Raw genomic sequence first — 19397 nt, 5'->3', positions numbered from 1 at the left:
TAGCTTTTTAAGAACGATGGAAATTACATATTAAAATGAAGTATCTAAAGTTAAAAATTAGACACTCGCTACCTTGCTGTTCATTTTATTTCTTCAAAATTGTGCTTACTGATTATATAAACCCTGAGCTTGGTTTTTATTTTTAGCGGTTTTAAGTAATTAGTGTTTATCGGTAAATACCTAAAAGCTATTTATTACTGAGTCAAATTCACAATGTCGAATTCACAATAAAACGCAGACTTAAGTTCACGTACTTTTAATTGTGCTTTTAGATATAGATGCTAAAGAAAGCATTGATGAATACTTTGTGACTTATTTTCTTCACTGAATTGGCAGGTTAATGCAAAACTGTGGCGATACATCTCCAACTCGAGTGTATAAAGAAACAAAGAGGCACTAATATTTATCACACATAGAATTAAGTCCAGAACAATTAAACTAGTAAAAACGTGTAATACTAAAAAGCAATACGCTATACCCAGTTTGACTCTAAGTGTGATTAGGAACTTAAAAAGTATGTTTCTCGATTATCAGACACTAATAAAAAGACATGCTCGATTATAAATCGCCTTATACAAAAGCAAATAAAACGCACAATCGGTTCTAATAATAACTATTTTAATTTACCTAACGATTAATGAATTAATCACTAGTGCAAAAGTACCAATATTTTTCTTGGCAATTTTTTTGATACTGATATTAGCGCACTCTATGACATATTTATTTTTGTAATCGCTGATTAATAAAGGGCTACATTTAGTTATCCACTAAATCTGTGGATAACTCTGTTTATGAATCTTTGAGAACATAACCAAGCCCTTTATTTATCGGTTGTAAGAGAAATGCAATAGTTTTCAAACAAAAAATATTTACTAATAAATTCAATGGTTTAATTTATTTGATGGTTTTTGGTTGAAAATTGTTCGAAATATAATCTCGGTATATTTATTGCGCAAGTTGTTGTGTAAAAACTAGTCGGAGCAGTGGTTGTTAGCTGTTACTAACTGAGTATCTATCGGAATATCAGTGTGTTTATATAAATCAAATGTAAATGTAGAATTCTTTTGGTTTACTTTTTGTTTACATTGGCTGGGCGGGTTTGTAAAAAGTTAATTTGCGATGGTATCAACGCGCTCATTTCATTAGAATGTTGCGGTGCTTATATAAGGGTCCTCATGCAACAGTCTAAATCGCAATCAGCAAATAGCGCCGCATCGCTTCTCGAAGCGCCGATTGAAAAAACACTTGTTAAAATGACCGTGCCAATGATTTTCGGCATGATCACCTTAATGTTGTTTAATATTGTCGATACTTTTTTTGTCAGTATGTTGGGCACAGAACAACTTGCTGCAATTAGTTTTACCTTTCCGGTTACATTTACGGTTATCAGCCTTGCAATAGGCCTCAGTATCGCCACATCGGCAATAATTGCTAAAGCACTTGGTGCAAATAATCACGCTGAAGCGCGTTTCGATGGTGCAGTCGCATTAATCGTGTCTGCATTGTTAGTTGTGGTGACGTCTTTTATTGGCTATTTACTGATTACTCCGATTTTTACATTACTTGGCGCGACACCAGAACTGCTGGTTTATATTCGTGATTATATGACGGTTTGGTTTATCGGCAGCGCGCTACTTATTACCCCAATGATTGGTAACGCCGTTTTGCGTGCCAGTGGCGATACTAAAACACCCAGCATTATTATGGGCGGGGCGGGGGTGATAAACGCAATCTTGGACCCTATCTTAATTTTTGGCTTTGGACCAGTGCCTGCCATGGGCATTAAAGGTGCTGCGATTGCGAGTGTTATTGCGTGGTCATTTGGTGTTGCTTTTATTCTTTATCTACTGATTATTAAGCGCAAACTTGTGGCCTGGGAAAAGTGTCAGCAAAGTGTAATGACTGCAACGGTAAAAATGCTAAAAATTGGCGTACCAGCAGCCAGTGCAAATATGCTAACGCCGATAGCAATGGCAATTATGACTGCGATTGTCGCAAGCTATGGCGCGCATGCGGTGGCGGCATTTGGTGTGGGAAGTCGTATCGAATCAATCGCCAGTATTGTGGTGTTAGCACTTTCTATGACACTACCACCTTTTATTAGCCAAAATTTCGGTGCAAATCGTTACGACCGTGTTGAGGCAGCTTATATGGCGAGCCTGAAGTTTGTACTTATATGGCAGTTCGTTATTTACCTAGTGCTTATCGCGTTAAGTGGTGTGATAAGCCATATATTTGCTGAAGAGCAAAGTGTTATCGATGTGATAAAACTGTTTATCTACATTTTACCGTTAGGCTACGGTTTGCAGGGTATTATAATTTTAACTAATTCATCATTAAACGCATTACACAAGCCAATGCACGCGCTGGTGCTTAGTATTGTACGCTTATTTGTGTTTTATTTGCCATTTGCCTATGTCGGTAGTTTAATCGGCGACTTACAAGGGCTATTTATTGGTGCGTTAGTGGGTAACTTATTCACTGCATGTGTTTCATACACATGGTTTAAAAAGCAGTTAACCAAATGCCATAATAGTATTGTGCCACACACTGTTTAGAGGGAAATATGAGTAAAGAAAATGTTTCAGATTTCAAATTGGTATCGCCCTTTAAACCCAATGGCGATCAACCAACTGCCATCACGCAACTAGTTGATGGACTCGAAGCAGGATTGGCCCACCAAACTTTACTGGGTGCTACCGGTACAGGTAAAACCTTTACCATGGCGAATGTTATTGCAGAGCTAAATCGCCCGACCATTATTTTGGCGCATAACAAAACCCTAGCTGCTCAGCTATACGGTGAGATGAAAGAGTTCTTTCCTGAAAATGCGGTGGAGTACTTTGTTTCTTACTATGACTATTACCAGCCAGAAGCGTACGTCGTTGCAAGTGATACCTTTATAGAGAAAGACGCTTCAATAAACGACCACATCGAACAAATGCGTTTATCTGCGACCAAAGCGTTGCTTGAGCGACAAGACGTTATTATTGTTGCATCAGTTTCGGCTATTTACGGTTTGGGCGATCCTGATTCCTATCTAAAGATGATGTTACTGATAAAACAAGGTGACACCATAGATCAGCGTGACTTACTGCGCCGACTTGCTGAACTGCAATACACCCGCAATGACATTGACTTTCAACGTGGCACATATCGTGTGCGCGGCGAAGTAATTGATATTTTCCCTGCTGAATCTGAAACCATGGCTATTCGCGTTGAAATGTTTGACGACGAAGTGGACCGCTTAAGCATTTTTGATCCACTTACTGGCGCTGTGGAAAGGCATATTATTCGCGCCACAATTTACCCGAAAACCCACTATGTGACGCCGCGTGAGAAAATTCTTGCTGCCATTGATAACATTAAAGAAGAACTTAAACTTCGTCGTAAACAGTTACTTGATAATAACCGTTTAGTTGAAGAGCAGCGTGTGGCACAGCGCACCCAATACGATATTGAAATGATGAGTGAGCTGGGATATTGCTCAGGCATTGAAAACTACTCGCGTTATTTATCGGGTCGGGCGCCTGGCGAGCCGCCACCGACATTGCTTGATTACTTGCCAGACGAAGCGTTAATGATCATTGATGAATCACACGTAACCGTTTCGCAAGTAGGTGCAATGTACCGTGGTGATCGCAGTCGTAAAGAAAACCTTGTGGAGTATGGCTTTCGTTTACCATCGGCACTTGATAATCGTCCGTTAAAGTTTGAAGAATTCGAAGCGATTTCGCCACAAACGATTTATGTGTCGGCAACGCCTGGGGATTATGAATTAGAACGCTCTAATAACGAAGTAGCCGAGCAGGTTATTCGTCCAACAGGTTTATTAGATCCCGAACTTGAAATTCGCCCAGTCGGAACGCAAGTCGATGATTTATTGTCTGAAATTTATAAACGTGTTGAGCTTAACGAGCGTGTATTAGTTACCACACTGACCAAGCGCATGGCTGAGGATTTGTCTGATTATTTAAATGATCACGATGTAAAAGTGCGTTACCTTCACTCTGATATCGATACCGTTGAACGCGTTGAAATTATTCGTGATTTACGTGCTGGTGTATTTGATGTACTGGTCGGAATTAACTTGCTTCGTGAAGGGTTAGATATGCCTGAAGTGTCTTTGGTGGCGATTTTAGATGCTGACAAGGAAGGCTTCTTGCGTTCAACCCGCTCGCTTATCCAGACCATAGGTCGTGCTGCGCGTCACATTAACGGCCGCGCAATTTTATATGCGGACCGAATAACCGATTCAATGAAGCGCGCAATTGACGAAACAGAACGTAGGCGCAGTATTCAGCATCAATACAACGTAGACAACGGCATTACACCACAAGCCTTGAATAAGAAAATCACCGACATTATGGACGTGGGTGAGCAAGTTGATGATACGCCCAAAGCAAGTAAGAGAACGGTTAGTAAAGCGACTGCTGAAATTTTATCAGCCGATGAAATTAACAAGAAAATCAAACAACTTGAATCTGAAATGCTGGCGTTTGCCCGTGACCTTGAATTTGAAAAGGCAGCAAGCGTACGAGATCAAATTCAACAATTACATCAAGAATTAATAAATGCCTAATATCGATTTAACCAATTTACTAAGCGCTATTGCTAAAGGCGCACCGTTTAACGATGAAGTGTGCCGTGTTTATCATGGCCGTGGTGATAGCCAAGGTGAAACTAATTTCATCAATTTAGATTGGTACCCGCCGTATTTATTTCTTGCGTGCTACAACCCAATTGATGAAGCAACGCAAAATGCATTAACTGATGCAGTTTGGCAAGCGCAGCAAGCTGCTGGATTTGACGCAAAAGGGCTTGTGTTTCAGTACCGTGCCGGACGTGATACGCAAGTATCTGTGCCGTTTGGTGAGGTGCAAGACCGCTTTGAAGTCGCAGAGCTTGGCACCAAATATTGGGTACAACTAACCAAAACGCAAAATACGGGTATTTTTCCTGATATGCGTGAGGGCAGGGCGTTTGTTAAAAATAATAGTCACGATGCAAAAGTACTTAACTTGTTTTCATATACCTGTGCGTTTTCGGTTGTCGCTAAATTAGGTGGCGCTCAACAAGTTATTAATATGGATATGAATAAATCAGTGTTGCGTACGGGGGCTGATAATCATCGACTAAATAACGTGGCAGAAAATATTAGTTATTTACCTCACGATATTTTGAAGTCATTTGGTAAATTAAAAAAAGCCGCACCGTTTGATTTAATTGTAGTTGATCCGCCGAGTTTTCAAAAAGGTAGTTTCGTACTAACCAAAGATTATCAAAAAATCTTACGCCGTTTGCCTGATTTATGTCACAGCAACACGCAGCTATTGTTATGTGCTAACAGCCCCGATGTTTCAGAAAACCAGTTTATTGAGATGGTCAGTGACGCCACTGAAGGACGACTGAGCTTTGTTGAACGGCTGCCAGCGGCTCCACGTTTTGAAGAACCAGATGGCGCAAATCTAAAAGCGCTGGTTTATCGTCTAGCATAAAATAAGTAGAACTATGCGAAACAAAAAAAGCGCTAAGTAAAATACTTAGCGCTTTTTTTATAACTTATTGATTTCTTTCGCTACTTGGTAGCCATCGTCCGTTACAATTTTTTCGAGTACTTGAACACGTTCAGTTAGCTTGGTGATTTGTTGTTTTAAATCTTCAGTTTGTGCATCACTTGCTTGATTGTGTTTTAACGTCTTCTCTTTAAATTTAATGTGCTTGTTGTACATATCTGCCAATACGCCAAAACCTACTGAGACAAACACGATCATTACAATCATCGTTGTGCCACTCATTGTCGCTCCTAACCTTCGAGTAAATGTGGCTTTTAGCTTAATGCAAAAACCTACGCAATGTGAAATTTAATGATAAGCGGTCAAATTTGGTGTTTTTCGAGTCGATATAAAAAGGCTTTGTAACTTAGCCCTAATAATTTTGCGGCTGCAGTTTTATTATTTTCGCAGCGTTTAAGCGACTGCAATAAAATATCGCGTTCAAACTGATGCCAATCTATTCCTTCATTTGGCAGGGTATATTTATCGCCTTGCTGGAGTTGCCCGTTTTCGTGTGTAAGGCTCTCAAATAGTTCGTCTTCATCGCCAAGTAGGGCGTAACGCTCAATGCAATTTGATAGCTGTCTAACATTACCAGGCCACGGGTAGTTTAATAACTGTTTTAACGTGTGTGCACTTAATGGTTCGATAACCACACCATATTGCTGGCTAAATTTGTCTTTAAAGTAGTGAATAAGCTTGCCGATGTCTTCACTTCGCTCACGCAGCGCAGGCATATGAATAGGCACAACGTTTAAGCGATAATACAAATCTTCACGAAAAAGGCCTTCTTCAACTTGTGCTAATAATTGTTTATGGCTTGCGGCAATCACACGCACATCAAGTGCTACTTCTTGGTGACAGCCTAACGGGGTGATCACCCCCTCTTGTAAAAAGCGCAGTAGTTTAGTTTGTAATTGCGGGCTAAGCTCCGCCACTTCATCTAAAAATAACGTACCGCCGTCGGCCGCGGCAAATTTACCGAGCTTGTCTTGATTAGCACCAGTAAAAGCCCCTTTTTTGGCGCCAAATAATTCAGCTTCGGCAATGGATTCAGGAATTGCGCCACAGTTAATGGCAATAAAGGGGCTATTTTTGCGCGGTGAAATTTTATGAAGCGCACGCGCAGCAAGCTCTTTTCCGGTGCCGCTTTCACCACTAATTAAAACAGTTGCGTTAGTGGAAGCCACTTTTTCTATGCGTTGAAATACCTTTTGTATACAGGGAGCACTGCCAATCAAATCGACCATGCTGTCTTGTTGGCTCAGTTGATTATTAAGCGTTTGGTTGGTTAAACGTAACTGATTTGCTTTATTTGCTTTGGCGAGTGCAAGTAATAGCTCTTGGCGCTGAAATGGCTTTGCTAAATAGTCATCCGCGCCTTTTTCTATGGCAAGAGCTGCATGATCAATTGAGCCATAGGCTGTGGCAATGACAATACCCACGGGAAAGTTGTTTTTTCGCGTAAATTCTAACAACTCAAGCCCGCTTAACTGGCCCAGTTTCCAATCACTAAAAATTAAGCTAATGCGATTATCAGCTTTAAGCGCCCCAATCGCTTCTTCCACGCTAAATGTCGCTGTGACGGTAAACCCCTCAGCACTTAGCATTGCAGCGATTAACTCATTTTGAGCAGTATCGTCCTCCACCAATAGAATATGTACGTTTTCCATTAAACTTCTCTTTTAAACATTGCGCGAAAGTGACTACCATTTTGACTGGTGTTAATAAGTTGAATATCGCCCGCGTAATATAAATTGATAATCTGTTTAGCGAGATAAAGGCCGATGCCGGCACCATCTGATTTGTCGCTTACATGCGGTTGGAATAATTGATCTTGAATCGCTGAATTTACACCTTTGCCTTTGTCATTAATATCAACGTTTACCGAGTTTTCATGTGTATTTACATCAATATCAATAACGTTGTTTTCGCCGCCTGATTCAATACCATTGACGATAAGCGTATGTAATATACTGCGCACTTCGGTCTCGAGGCCAACGAGTTTAATACTGTTATCGCAATTGATGTTAATGGGTATATTTTCTGATAATAGTTCGAGCTTTATATCCGTAAGTACTGCAGCAAGTGGTACTTCTGTACTTCTGTCGACTTTATCTTTGGAGAGGGTTAAAAGTGCATTAATATTTTTATCAATATGCTCGATTTTAGTATGTGCAATCTGTTCTAGTTTAATGCGCTCTGTTTCGGGTGCTTTAAAATATTGGTCTATGGTTAAGTTTAGGGTGTGAACTGGGTTACGAAGTGCATGGGCAATACCGCGACTTAATTCACCAAGCTGCGCTAAGTGTTTTTTCTGTTCTATTTGTTGCTGTACTTTAGCGAATTCGGCCAGTTTGCTGCTCATTGAATTAAACTGCTGTGCACAACGCTTAAGTTCGGTTACCCCTTTTGCAGGAATTTGAATACCGAGTTTATCGTTATCTAACTCATCCATCGCTTGCACTAGCTGATTAATTGGTCGCGTGATTTTGTTGGTAAGCCAAAGCGCCAGTAGCAATGCAAGGGCAGAGGAAATAGCGATACTCCAAAGAATTGACTGCGTAAAGCGTTCAAAGCTCGCACTGTCGGTAAGGTATTCGGTACTAATTTGACGATGTACTTGCATATTGTCTAAGTCGTCTACAGCCATAAACACCGCTTCAATCTGCTCTGCGTTCTGACTAATAATTTCAATACTGCGTTCGTTATCTTTATCAATTACCACATGGCGTTTTACAACCGTGGTACTGTTTTCGTGCGCGTTAGATGCTGCATGAGCATCGCTATCGGATTCTGACGCGATATGAAATTCAAATCTCATATCGCTGTTATCCCCACTTTTTGGGGCAATTTCAATTAGCTTTTTACGAACCTTATCTTTGGTCGAGGCTAATATTTTTTCTGTTAATACTTCACTTTTACTTAAGATTTCACTTTCGATTTGCTGCTTAAAATACATAGTGAGTGCCGTTTGAATTAATGCGACGCTGGCAAACAACACCACTAAAGTGATAATTAACAGTTTTCTGATACTCAAAGACGGCTTCCTTTTTATCGAATGTAAATAACACGTGGTCATATATTAATTCAAACTTTGTACCAGATTATCAGCTAATACCTAAATTAAGAATAGCTATACAACACATTGAAAGTTATATAGTTACGAATCAAATGTAATTAAGCATTTAAAAAAGAGTTCACCGTTTTTGTACTGTAATTCCTGATATCAGGATATGCGACCCGCATATAGGTAAAATCAATTTCCTTAAAATGTTCAAAAAATATAAAAATCATTTTAAATCAGGTGATTATACATTTGGCATGAAAATTCCTTAGAAACAAACAGAGTTAACAACAAAACCAATTAAACAAGGAATTAACTATGTTACTTAAAAAAACACGTTTTTTACCATTAGCGGCATTAGCACTTGCATGTACTTCAGCGGTGGCGGGTGATACAGAGAAAAAAGTAAAAGTTATTGAATACAAAACCGATATTGAATTGATAAGTGATGGGGCAACAACGCCTATTAAGTTACAGTTCGATGGCAAGCCGAGTGAGCAGCAAATTGAAGATGCAGTTGCGGGTTTACCACCTGAAAAGCAAGAAAAGGTGCGTCAGTTATTACGTAACCTTGAGGTTGAAAATGATGAAGGATTGAAGGTATTTGCATTTAAAAGTGGTGAGGGCGATATTGAAAAGCATATCGAAATACACGCCGATGAAGCTTGGTCGTCACAAAGCGGTAGCAATGTATTTGTTTTGAGTGACGGTGAAAAACAGGCTCAAGTATTTAAGTTTAAATTTGAAGGTGATGAATCGGATGGACCTTTTCATGCGTTAAAACACCTTTTGAACACGGCCGATTTAACGCCGATGCAAATTGTTGAGTTGCAAAATATACTAAGTCAAAAATAACAAAATATACATCAAGGGAAGCCAAGCAGTTAAAACCACGCTTGGCTTTATTACTTGCGTTCAATTTTCTATAACTCATTGAATCTGTAAATTCTATTTAACCTCAACTCAGATTAATTTGGTGCACAAACTACTTTTAATGCGGGTTATCTTATCTCACGCTTTATTCGTATATTAATACTACATTGTAGAATTAATTGGACGGGTTGAATTATTTATTCTACATTGTGATAAAAATAATATATTTAAATAGCAATGAAAGAGAAGTTTCTAGGTGAGTTTGAACAAATGGTGATGCTTGCCATTTTAAAACTCAATGACAATGCATACGGGGTGTCTATTCGCGATATGCTCATTGAAGCAATTGATCGCGATGTGAGTGTAGGGGCCTTGTATACCACTTTGGAACGCCTTGAAAAAAAAGGTTTGTTAACAAGTTCGCAAGGGGAAGCGATTGCTGAACGAGGTGGTAGAGCAAAGAAGTTTTATGCCGTAACCGGTCAAGGAAAGCAGGCACTTAATCGTGCTAAAAATGCACTTGATACCTTATGGCAAGGTGTGCAGTTAAGTAAGTTAGCACGTTATGCATAGTTCATCTCCGCTTAAAAACAAACACGAAATGGTGCTGGCAAATAAACTATTGAGCTGGAGCTTACCTGCGTCAATACGCGATGCGGTAATTGGCGATTTAGAAGAAACGTATTATTTAAAACAACAACAAGGCCTCGCGCCGATTGCAATTCAATATTGGTATTGGCAGCAGACGTTTAATCTAGCCTACCGTTTTATGCCAACAACTCAAAGAGGGTTAATCATGTTTATTTTAAGTCTAATTGTGTTTATGTCGATGATGGTATTTGGCATGGTTATGGGTGCGGATGTAACCGCGTTTATTGATGTGCCATCTGCAATGTTGGTGTTTCCTCCAGCTATCTTTTTTGCTATTGCTGCTACGTCTTGGCAAGAGTTTACCTTTGCATTTGGTTGCGTGGTAAGTGATGAAAGAAGCTTTAGTGAGCGAGAACTTGTGCAATCAAAGCGTGTTTTTTCGGTACTGGGAAATTCTGCTTTGTGGTGTGGCGGCATTACGACCTTGATTGGTTGGGTAGCAATGGCATCAAATATTAGTGCACAAGAGTTTAGCAGTGTAATTGGGCCCGCATTTGCGGTATCAATTTTGACGTTTTACTACGGTGCTATTGTTAAACTGATTTGTTATGTTGCAGCGCAACGAATTGAATCTAAGTTACTAGACTAAAAAATTTACGCTAGCGTTGATACAAAAAAAGCCCGCATTGCGGGCTTTTTTGTTTTAACTTCGTTCAGGCTAATTGACTTTCTTTCTGCCTGAAAACGCATGAGAGAGTGTCATACCGTCTACTAAATCAAGTTCACCACCAACTGGCACGCCATGGGCAATACGTGAAGCACTAATGCTATTTTTAGCACACATATCAGCAATATAATGCGCCGTTGTTTCACCTTCTACGGTTGGGTTTGTCGCTAAGATAACTTCTTCAATGGTGCCCGACTTTAATTGTTGTTCAAATACATCCAAACCAAGTTCCATTGGTCCGATACCGTCAAGTGGCGATAAGTGACCCATTAACACAAAATAGCGGCCTTGAAATTGCCCCGTTTGCTCAATCGCTAGAATATCCGTTGGTGACTCAACGACACATAGCAGACCTGAATCTTGGCGTTTTGTGCTTAAGCAAATATCACATTGGTCGGTTTCGCAAAAAGTTCGGCAAGTTTTACAATGGCCGACGTTTTCCATTGCAAACGTTAAACTTTGACCTAATTGACGACCACCATCGCGATCATGCTCTAACAGGTGAAATGCAATACGTTGCGCTGATTTTGGGCCGATGCCAGGCAAGCAGCGCAAGGCTTCAACAAGTTGGCTTACGCCTGATGTTAATTTCATAAGGAGTTTGAGTTTTCCAATTTTGCTATAACATACACTAAGTTACTAAATGAGCCAATTATTCAAAGCTGAGATTACTTGGCTTTGCTAATAACTGTGTATTGCGTGCGATAGGCTCGTAGGTATATTCAATTTGTGGATTACGTAGCCAAAGCTTACCTTTACTAATAAGTAAGGCACCAAACGACACTATGGTGGCTTCATCTGTAATGGGGAGTGTTACCTCAATGTCGCGCCAGTCTCTTGTTCCACCACTACTCGTATAACGTAAGTTATCAAATGCTAGGGAATTATTGTCTTTGTCTTCGATGCGCATCCAAATACTTGCCATGGACTTAACAAATTGGTGTTTAATTTGTGCGCGAAAGGTGATGCCGGTGACGTTTTCTTTTTTGGCACGTGTTGCATCGAAGTCAAATCGTTTTAACAGCACACCGAAGTCAGGGGTATCAATTACACTTTCGAGCAATAGGGTGTCGCCATCATTTCGCGCTTGGTATTCACCATCAAGTTCGTCACTGATTTTCCAAGTTGATAGATCAATAGATTGAGGCCCTAGGGTAAATTTACCAAATGGCGTTGTGTTGTAACCAACTATATTTAAATATTTGGTGCGGTCTTCGCTGGGGGCATCATCTTTTGGCCTAACATAACCGAAAGGGGTGCTCGTGTCTTTTGCATCATGTGGTGCCTCGTTAATTTCAAATTTATCGAACCACACTTGCCCTGAGCCTTGGAGTACACCTGAGTATGACAATGCCGATATGTCGGACGTAATATCCGCAACTACTGAAAAACGCTGCCACTCAAGGTCGCTTTTAGTGCCAATAAACTTAGCTTCAGCGCGGCGAGTAATGCTGTCTTCATTATCAATTAAATAAAGTCTCAATAAGGCCTCACCGTCTAAATTGCTGGCTTTCACGTAGCCAGATACCTCAATTTTTTTATTTTCAAATGGCGTAGCATCAATCGTTTGTTTAATGGTTGCAATACCCTCTTTGCTAGGCAGTTTGTTAATTAGAAATACGCTCGATTTACCATCAACTTTTTCCTTGTTTGATAGCCCATAGCGATAATTGTTAAATGGATAAGCAAAAAAATACCAATCGTTGAGCGCTGGCTTTTTTTCCAGCGACAAAATTTGATGACTTGAGAGAAAATCAAAATGATTTAATTGCACATTGCGATTATGGATTGCTGAATAAACGAAGGCTGTGCAACAAATTATTAGTATAAAAATCAGAGTACGAATTGCGATTGTCATTGTTGTAATTAACTCAATACAGCGTAGTTGGTGATTGTATCGTTTACGGGGAATATTTAAAACAAGTGTAAATCTAATTGCGCTTAATTTCGGCAACTATTTCGGATTTGAACGTTTACTCTTGAAATCTAGAAACTCAACCCTATATCAAATTGCACTATAGCAAAAACCTAAGATTTTGACGGAGTTTTCAATGTCTGCCCAGAAAGAAACATTTGGTTTTCAAACCGAAGTAAAGCAACTTCTACAGCTTATGATCCACTCTCTTTATTCAAACAAAGAGATTTTTCTACGTGAACTTGTTTCAAACGCATCCGACGCCGCAGATAAACTGCGCTTTCTCGCACTAGAGAATAACGACCTTTACGAAGGTAATGGCGAGTTACGCGTGCGTATTAGCGCTGATAAAGATACTAACACCGTAACTATCTCAGATAACGGTATTGGTATGAGTCGCGAAGAAGTGATTAGTTCACTTGGTACCATCGCAAAATCAGGCACGGCTGAATTTTTCCAGAACTTAACGGGCGATCAAGCACGTGATTCACAACTAATTGGTCAGTTTGGTGTAGGCTTTTATTCAGCGTTTATCGTTGCTGATAGTGTGACAGTGCGTACTCGTAAAGCGGGTGAAGCGCAGGCAACTGAATGGCACTCACAAGGTGAAGGTGAATATACGCTAGCGGATATCGAAAAAGCTGAGCGTGGTACCGAAATTATTCTGCACTTACGTGACGATGAAAAAGAATTTTTAGAAGAATTCCGTTTACGTTCAATCGTAACTAAATACTCAGATCACGTATCAATTCCAGTGGAAATGTATCAAGCGCCAACGGAAGAATCAGAAGGTCCTGATGGCGAGAAAATTCCAGCAACGCCTGGTGAGTGGCAGGCAATTAATAAAGCAACAGCGCTTTGGACTCGTGATAAATCAGAAATATCTGATGAAGAATACAAAGAATTCTACAAGCACGTTGGTCACGATTGGGAAGAGCCACTAACATGGGCTCACAATAAAGTAGAAGGTAAAACAGAGTACACAAGCCTACTTTATATTCCTAAAAAAGCGCCATTTGATATGTGGAATCGCGACCGTCAACACGGCTTAAAACTGTATGTGCAACGTGTATTCATTATGGATGATGCTGAACAGTTTATGCCTAACTACTTACGTTTTGTTAAAGGCTTATTAGATTCAAACGACCTTCCACTTAATGTGTCGCGTGAAATTTTACAAGACAACAAAGTGACGCAAGCAATTCGTAAAGGCTGCACATCGCGTGTACTTAAAATGCTTGATCGTATGGGTAAAAATAAACCAGAAGAATATCAAACATTCTGGAATGAGTTTGGCCAAGTGATTAAAGAAGGTCCAGCTGAAGATATGGCAAACAAAGAAGCCATTGCTAAGCTACTTCGTTTCGCGTCAACTGACTCAGATCTTGAGACACAAAATGTATCGCTTGAACAATACATTGCGCGCATGAAAGAAGGCCAAGATAAGATTTATTATGTTGTGGCTGATAGCTTCCAAGCAGCGAAAAGTTCGCCACACCTTGAGATCTTCCGTAAGAAAGGCATTGAAGTGTTACTGCTTTCTGACCGTGTTGATGAATGGATGATGAGTCACCTGACGGAATTTGATGGTAAACAGCTAACATCAATCACCCGTGGTGATTTAGACCTTGGTGATCTGGATGATGAAGAGAGCAAGAAAGAGCAAGAAGCGTCTGAAAAAGAAGTAGAAGGCTTAATTGAGCGTGTTAAAACAGCGCTGGGTGATAAAGTGAAAGAAGTGCGCTTTACTCACCGTTTAACAGACTCGCCAGCCTGTGTTGTTGCCGATGAACACGACATGAGTTCGCAAATGCAAAAGCTAATGGAGCAAATCGGTCAACAAGCACCTGAAACTAAGCCAGTGTTTGAGTTAAACCCAGAGCATCAACTTGTTAAGCACTTAAATGATGTGCTAGATGAAGACAACTTTGCACAATGGGCTGATGTACTGTTTGACCAAGCATTACTTGCAGAGCGTGGCAGCTTGAAAGACCCAGCAGGCTTTGTATCTCGCTTAAACAAACTAATGTTAGATTTAAGCAAGTAACCAATCTGGTTAAAAGAAAAGGGCGCTAAGCGCCCTTTTTTGTTGTTAGTGGTTAGTTAAATTAGTCATTTTCTTCGGTCGTTGGCGCTAACTGCTGCTTTTGCGCTTTGATTACTGTCCACGCTTCGAGCATTACTAAAACACACACGACTAACACAATAATATCTAAGGTAACTAATAACCAATTACCCGCACTGTAGTATTCTTGCAGTTTAAGTATGCCGGCGAAAAATGCCATCACTAGCACAAATAGCATGGGCACTAATGTGTAACGTGCAGGTCGCCCCATCTTTATTAACATCACAGAAATAACTAACAGTGTTAAACTGGCAAGGATTTGGTTAGTTGAGCCGAATAATGGCCAAATGATCATGCCGCCCGAACCAGACGAACCGCCTGCACCAAACGCTAATAATAAACAACACGCAACAGCAATCAGTGTAGCAATAATGCCATTCCTAAATGCGCTGATCTGATATATTTCGCCCCATTCTTGAATAATATAGCGCTGCAAGCGAACACCTGAGTCCATTGTTGTTCCAGCAAACAATACAACCATTACAGCAAGTAAGGTCGACGCAAGTTCAGATGGAATGCCCCAACCTTGGAAGATTAGGTTTGAGCCACCTTGAATAAATGCGCCGACACTGCCAGCACCGAGATGGCTATACACTTCGTGCCACTCCTGTGGGCTCATTGCGAGTGTTACACCACTGACAGCAACAATGGTAATAAGGGCAAGCGAACCTTCACCAACAGCACCTAAATAACCAACGAACCGTGCATCGGTATCTTTATCTAATTGTTTTGAACTGGTGCCGCTCGATACAATACCGTGGAAACCAGATACCGCACCACAGGCAATCGTGACGAACAATAGTGGGATAATACTTGGCGTAGACTCTGCGACTTCGCTATTAAAAGCAGGTGCGGTAATGTCAGGCATAAACATAAATACGGCGCCGTAAAGTAACACTAACCCTACCAATAGCTGAACACCATTAATAAAGTCACGAGGTTGTAGCAGCACCCACACAGGTAATAATGATGCGACAGCGGCATATATAAATAGCAAAATAATCCAGTTCGCTTTGTCACTTAACCCGAACATTTCTTTTGGTAAGGCCAGTGGCATTTCGCTACCTGCATACACGGTTAAGTAAAGCGCGACTACTCCCAACAAACACAAAAACACTAAGTTAAAGTTGCGGCGAATTAACTGACCAATAATTAAGGCAAACACAATCGCAGCCCACGCTGGCAATACTGCAGTTGGTTGGCTAACAAATGAGTTGGCAATCACCACGCCAAATACCGCATTAACCATTAACAGCACTAAAAATACCACTATCATGAATAAAGCGCGGGTGCGTTTACCGATAACTTCTTCTGATAGTGCGCCAATTGATTTACCTTTGTGGCGACTGCTCGCCCAAAGTGCGCCCATATCGTGAACACCAGCAAAGAAAATAGTCCCGAGTACTACCCAAATAACAGCGGGTACCCAGCCCCAATAAACCGCAATGGCAGGACCAACAATCGGTGCTGCGCCAGCAACAGAGGTAAAGTGGTGACCCCAAAGTACCACTTTTTTGGTTGGTACAAAGTCAACGCCATCATTAATTTGATGAGCAGGGGTAATGTACTTGTCATCCATTTGGAAAATGCGACTTGCAATAAACTTAGAATAGACAAACCAGCCAAACAGCATGCCGATAATGCCGAGCAATACAATAACGACAGATTGCATAGGTGTTCCTTATAATTGATTATTATTTGAACCAGCTTAAAGCAGCATGTTGTAAAAGCAAGTGTTTGGCCTGAGACTTTGGCATAACACGGCGCTATTTATTTTGCTTTGACTTAAGCTCCTTTATATCTTTAGCTTGATTATTGAACAAAGCTCGCCAGCCTCTTAGCAAAAATACGCGAAATAATGGCTTTGCAGTTAGTTGGTTAAACAAAGGTTAAACTTTTGGCTAATCACTATTGAGAATCAACAGCCACTGTGAAAGAATTCCCCCAATTAAAAAACATCTTGAGGAAAAGTCATGCGCATTATTCTTTTAGGAGCGCCAGGTGCAGGTAAAGGTACGCAAGCACAATTTTTAATGGATAAGTACGGTATCCCACAAATTTCGACAGGCGATATGCTACGCGCTGCGATTAAAGAGGGTACACCACTTGGTCTTGAAGCTAAAAAAGTAATGGATGCAGGCCAGCTTGTTTCTGATGAAATTATTATTGGCTTAGTAAAAGAGCGTGTTGCTAAAGCTGACTGTGAAAACGGTTTCCTATTAGATGGTTTCCCACGCACAATTCCTCAAGCAGATGCAATGAAAGAAAACGGCATTACAGTTGATCACTGTATTGAGTTTGACGTTGCAGACGAAATCATTGTTGAACGTATGGGCGGCCGTCGTGTGCACCCAGGTTCTGGTCGTGTGTACCACGTTGTTTACAACCCACCGAAAACAGAAGGTAAAGACGACGTAACAGGCGAAGACTTAATTATTCGTGATGACGACGTAGAAGAAACTGTACGTAAGCGTTTAGCAATTTACCACGAACAAACTAAGCCGTTAGTTGATTACTACCGTGCTGAAGCAGACGCAGGTAACACGCAGTACCACAAATTAGATGGTACACAAGCAGTTGAAGCAGTAAGTGCACAACTTGCAGATTTACTGGGCTAGTACCTAATAAATAAAAAAAACCGCCATCTAGGCGGTTTTTTATATCAGAACGTTAATTATAACTTCTTAAGCGCTGACTCTACTGAGACATAATCAGGTTCTTTCGCTAAATTAGTCACTAACTGCTTGTAAACAATTTTGTGGTCTTTATCTAGGATGATCACACTACGCGCTAATAACCCCATATCTTGAATTAGCAAGCCATAGTTTTGGGCAAACTCACGCCATACTGCGTCTGATAAAGTATGCATTTGGGTAATGTTTTCGGCCTTACAAAAGCGGCTTTGTGCAAATGGTAAATCCATACTGATAGTAAGCATCACCACGTCACTGTAATTCGCTGCAAACTTATCATTGAAGTGTTTTGTTTGTAAGCTACACACGCCAGTGTCTAGGCTTGGTACTGTGCTAATAAGTACAGCTTTTCCTTCAAAATCACTTAAAGAGACTGGTGCAAATTTATTGTTTGCCGCTTTGAATTCGGGTGCTTGTTGTCCTAGTTCAACCGCATTACCACGTAAGGTAAGCATTTTACTGTTGGCTGAAATTTTACCAGAATCAGTTTGGTTCAGTGGTAACTGATATTGCGCTGCCGCTAGGTTTAAAGATAAAAGAGATGCGCTAATTAAACCCGTTAACGTCATTAAATTTTTTAACATAATAAAAACATAGTTTCTGCTGTAAGTATTGTTAATTTAGCACACGTGTAAGACACTGATAAAGTGATAATAATACTTATCGCTTAGCAGTTTTAAGTAAACGATGCAATGCGTTACAATTTGATTAGATTGGTAACTTTGTGAACGAAAATTTTGTAATTTGTTACAATTTTTAGCACAATAGTCGTAGATTTCATGCAGTGCTAGTTAAAACCTACTTCCTGCTCTAAACTTATAAAGACAAAAAATAAGAGTGATAGTATGGCAACCCCAGTTTTAATATGTGATGACTCTCGTTTGGCGCGGCGACAGCTCGCTCGTTCGCTACCAGATGATTGGGACATACAAATTGAATACGCTGAAAATGGTCTTCATTGTTTAGAGCAAATAAAAGCGATTCAACCTGAAATTCTGTTCCTCGACCTTAATATGCCGCAAATGGACGGCTACGAAGTGCTGCAAGCAATAAAAGCAGAGAATTTGCATGTGCTGGTGGTAGTGGTGTCTGGTGATATTCAGCCAACCGCCCATGAGCGAGTGATGGCTCTGGGGGCAATTGACTTTATAACTAAGCCGTGCGATGGCGCCAAGCTAGAAGAGATTATTGAAAAGCATGGCATTAAAGATAAAGCCATGCGCGAACGCTTGCAGCATTCTCTTGGCGAGCAACTCGATCCTGAACTTAGAGATATCTATCAAGAAATTACTAACGTAGCGATGGGACAAGCGGGTAACTTATTAGCACGCTTGCTAAATGTCTTTGTTGAACTGCCGATTCCTAACGTTAACGTATTGGAAGTCAATGAGCTTTCAATGGCGCTGCAATCAATTGATACCAATGCGTCCACATCTGGTGTATGTCAGGGCTTTATAGGCGGTGGCGTATCGGGCGAAGCATTATTGCTACTCAATGATTCAAGTTTTGTCGAAATCGCATCTTTAATGAATTATGAAGGTGAACTGAATCAAAAAGTGGAATTAGAACTGTTAATGGATGTGGGGAATATTCTTATTGGCGCAGTATTAACGGGACTTGCTAAGCAGCTTGATATGCACTTTTCACAAGGACACCCTGTGGTAATGGGGCAGCACTGTAATGTAGCCGATTTAGTCAGTACTAACCAAGAACGTTGGCAGCGCACGTTAGCAATTGAGATCAGTTACGGCATTGAAAATCACAACGTTAACTGTGATCTAATGTTGTTATTTACTGAAGACTCACTAAAAACACTCAAGTTTAAAACACAATACTTATTAGAAGACTAAC

At 40.5% G+C, this 19397-nt stretch carries 16 protein-coding genes; 9 read left to right on the top strand and 7 right to left on the bottom strand.

Annotation, left to right across the window (positions count from 1 at the left end; all coding sequences use genetic code 11):
• The first annotated feature begins 1175 nt into the window (after positions 1–1175).
• From AN214_RS14830 to AN214_RS14820, 3 genes are read left to right on the top strand one after another with little or no spacing between them, the layout of a single operon-like run.
• Positions 1176–2558 carry an MATE family efflux transporter gene (locus AN214_RS14830; protein WP_054980441.1) on the top strand — a complete coding sequence of 461 codons (1383 nt, stop codon included), beginning with the start codon at positions 1176–1178 and terminating at the stop codon, positions 2556–2558.
• Positions 2559–2566: 8 nt separating this feature from the next.
• On the top strand, positions 2567–4582 hold the full coding sequence (uvrB, locus tag AN214_RS14825) for an excinuclease ABC subunit UvrB (protein WP_054980440.1): 2016 nt from the start codon (positions 2567–2569) through the stop codon (positions 4580–4582).
• Positions 4575–5498 carry a class I SAM-dependent methyltransferase gene (locus AN214_RS14820; RefSeq protein WP_054980439.1) on the top strand — a complete coding sequence of 308 codons (924 nt, stop codon included), beginning with the start codon at positions 4575–4577 and terminating at the stop codon, positions 5496–5498. The genes uvrB and AN214_RS14820 overlap by 8 nt, the downstream gene beginning before the upstream one ends.
• Before the next feature lie 57 nt (positions 5499–5555).
• Here the strand turns inward: AN214_RS14820 and AN214_RS14815 are convergent, their stop codons facing one another.
• The 3 genes from AN214_RS14815 to AN214_RS14805 form a co-directional block, all read right to left on the bottom strand.
• Entirely contained in the window at positions 5556–5798 is a 243-nt protein-coding gene (locus AN214_RS14815) for a hypothetical protein (RefSeq protein WP_054980438.1), read from the bottom strand.
• Positions 5799–5878: 80 nt separating this feature from the next.
• Positions 5879–7228 carry a sigma-54 dependent transcriptional regulator gene (locus AN214_RS14810; protein ID WP_054980437.1) on the bottom strand — a complete coding sequence of 450 codons (1350 nt, stop codon included), beginning with the start codon at positions 7226–7228 and terminating at the stop codon, positions 5879–5881.
• Complete coding sequence (locus AN214_RS14805) at positions 7228–8595, bottom strand: HAMP domain-containing sensor histidine kinase (RefSeq protein WP_054980436.1); 1368 nt, start codon at positions 8593–8595, stop codon at positions 7228–7230. The genes AN214_RS14810 and AN214_RS14805 overlap by 1 nt, the downstream gene beginning before the upstream one ends.
• Positions 8596–8940: 345 nt before the next feature.
• Between AN214_RS14805 and AN214_RS14800 the strand changes: the two genes are divergently transcribed.
• The 3 genes from AN214_RS14800 to AN214_RS14790 all read left to right on the top strand — a co-directional run bounded on the left by AN214_RS14800 (position 8941) and on the right by AN214_RS14790 (position 10735).
• Entirely contained in the window at positions 8941–9477 is a 537-nt protein-coding gene (locus AN214_RS14800; protein WP_054980435.1) for a hypothetical protein, read from the top strand.
• A 255-nt stretch (positions 9478–9732) separates the two neighbouring features.
• On the top strand, positions 9733–10068 hold the full coding sequence (locus tag AN214_RS14795) for a PadR family transcriptional regulator (protein ID WP_234004701.1): 336 nt from the start codon (positions 9733–9735) through the stop codon (positions 10066–10068).
• Positions 10061–10735, top strand: coding sequence for a hypothetical protein (locus AN214_RS14790; protein WP_054980434.1), 675 nt, complete (start codon positions 10061–10063; stop codon positions 10733–10735). Before AN214_RS14795 ends, AN214_RS14790 begins: the two co-directional genes overlap by 8 nt.
• A 69-nt stretch (positions 10736–10804) precedes the next feature.
• On the opposite strand, the gene recR is transcribed toward AN214_RS14790, so the two are convergent.
• Positions 10805–11407, bottom strand: coding sequence for a recombination mediator RecR (gene recR, locus AN214_RS14785; RefSeq protein ID WP_054980433.1), 603 nt, complete (start codon positions 11405–11407; stop codon positions 10805–10807).
• A gap of 58 nt (positions 11408–11465) precedes the next feature.
• Positions 11466–12587, bottom strand: a complete 1122-nt coding sequence (locus AN214_RS14780) for a hypothetical protein (protein WP_054980432.1) — start codon at positions 12585–12587, stop codon at positions 11466–11468.
• 277 nt (positions 12588–12864) lie between these two features.
• Between AN214_RS14780 and htpG the strand changes: the two genes are divergently transcribed.
• Complete coding sequence (htpG, locus tag AN214_RS14775) at positions 12865–14775, top strand: molecular chaperone HtpG (RefSeq protein ID WP_054980431.1); 1911 nt, start codon at positions 12865–12867, stop codon at positions 14773–14775.
• A gap of 61 nt (positions 14776–14836) precedes the next feature.
• On the opposite strand, the gene AN214_RS14770 is transcribed toward htpG, so the two are convergent.
• Positions 14837–16525, bottom strand: a complete 1689-nt coding sequence (locus AN214_RS14770; RefSeq protein WP_054980430.1) for a carbon starvation protein A — start codon at positions 16523–16525, stop codon at positions 14837–14839.
• Between the two features lie 301 nt (positions 16526–16826).
• On the opposite strand from AN214_RS14770, the gene adk reads away from it, so the two are divergent.
• The gene (adk, locus tag AN214_RS14765) at positions 16827–17471 is read left to right on the top strand and encodes an adenylate kinase (protein ID WP_010559844.1); all 645 of its coding nucleotides are present in this window, start codon (positions 16827–16829) and stop codon (positions 17469–17471) included.
• Positions 17472–17527: 56 nt separating this feature from the next.
• On the opposite strand, the gene tpx is transcribed toward adk, so the two are convergent.
• Positions 17528–18130, bottom strand: a complete 603-nt coding sequence (tpx, locus tag AN214_RS14760) for a thiol peroxidase (protein ID WP_054980429.1) — start codon at positions 18128–18130, stop codon at positions 17528–17530.
• Between the two features lie 261 nt (positions 18131–18391).
• Here tpx and AN214_RS14755 point away from each other — a divergent pair, with 261 nt between their 5' ends.
• Positions 18392–19396 (top strand): response regulator, encoded by a 1005-nt coding sequence (locus AN214_RS14755; protein ID WP_054980428.1) that lies wholly within the window; start codon positions 18392–18394, stop codon positions 19394–19396.
• Position 19397 lies beyond the last annotated feature (1 nt).

Origin of the sequence: Pseudoalteromonas sp. P1-9 (assembly GCF_001399975.1) — a bacterium.
Classification (GTDB): Bacteria; Pseudomonadota; Gammaproteobacteria; order Enterobacterales; family Alteromonadaceae; genus Pseudoalteromonas.
Note: the sequence above shows the minus strand (reverse complement) of the source record. Positions and strands in the feature narration are given on the sequence as shown.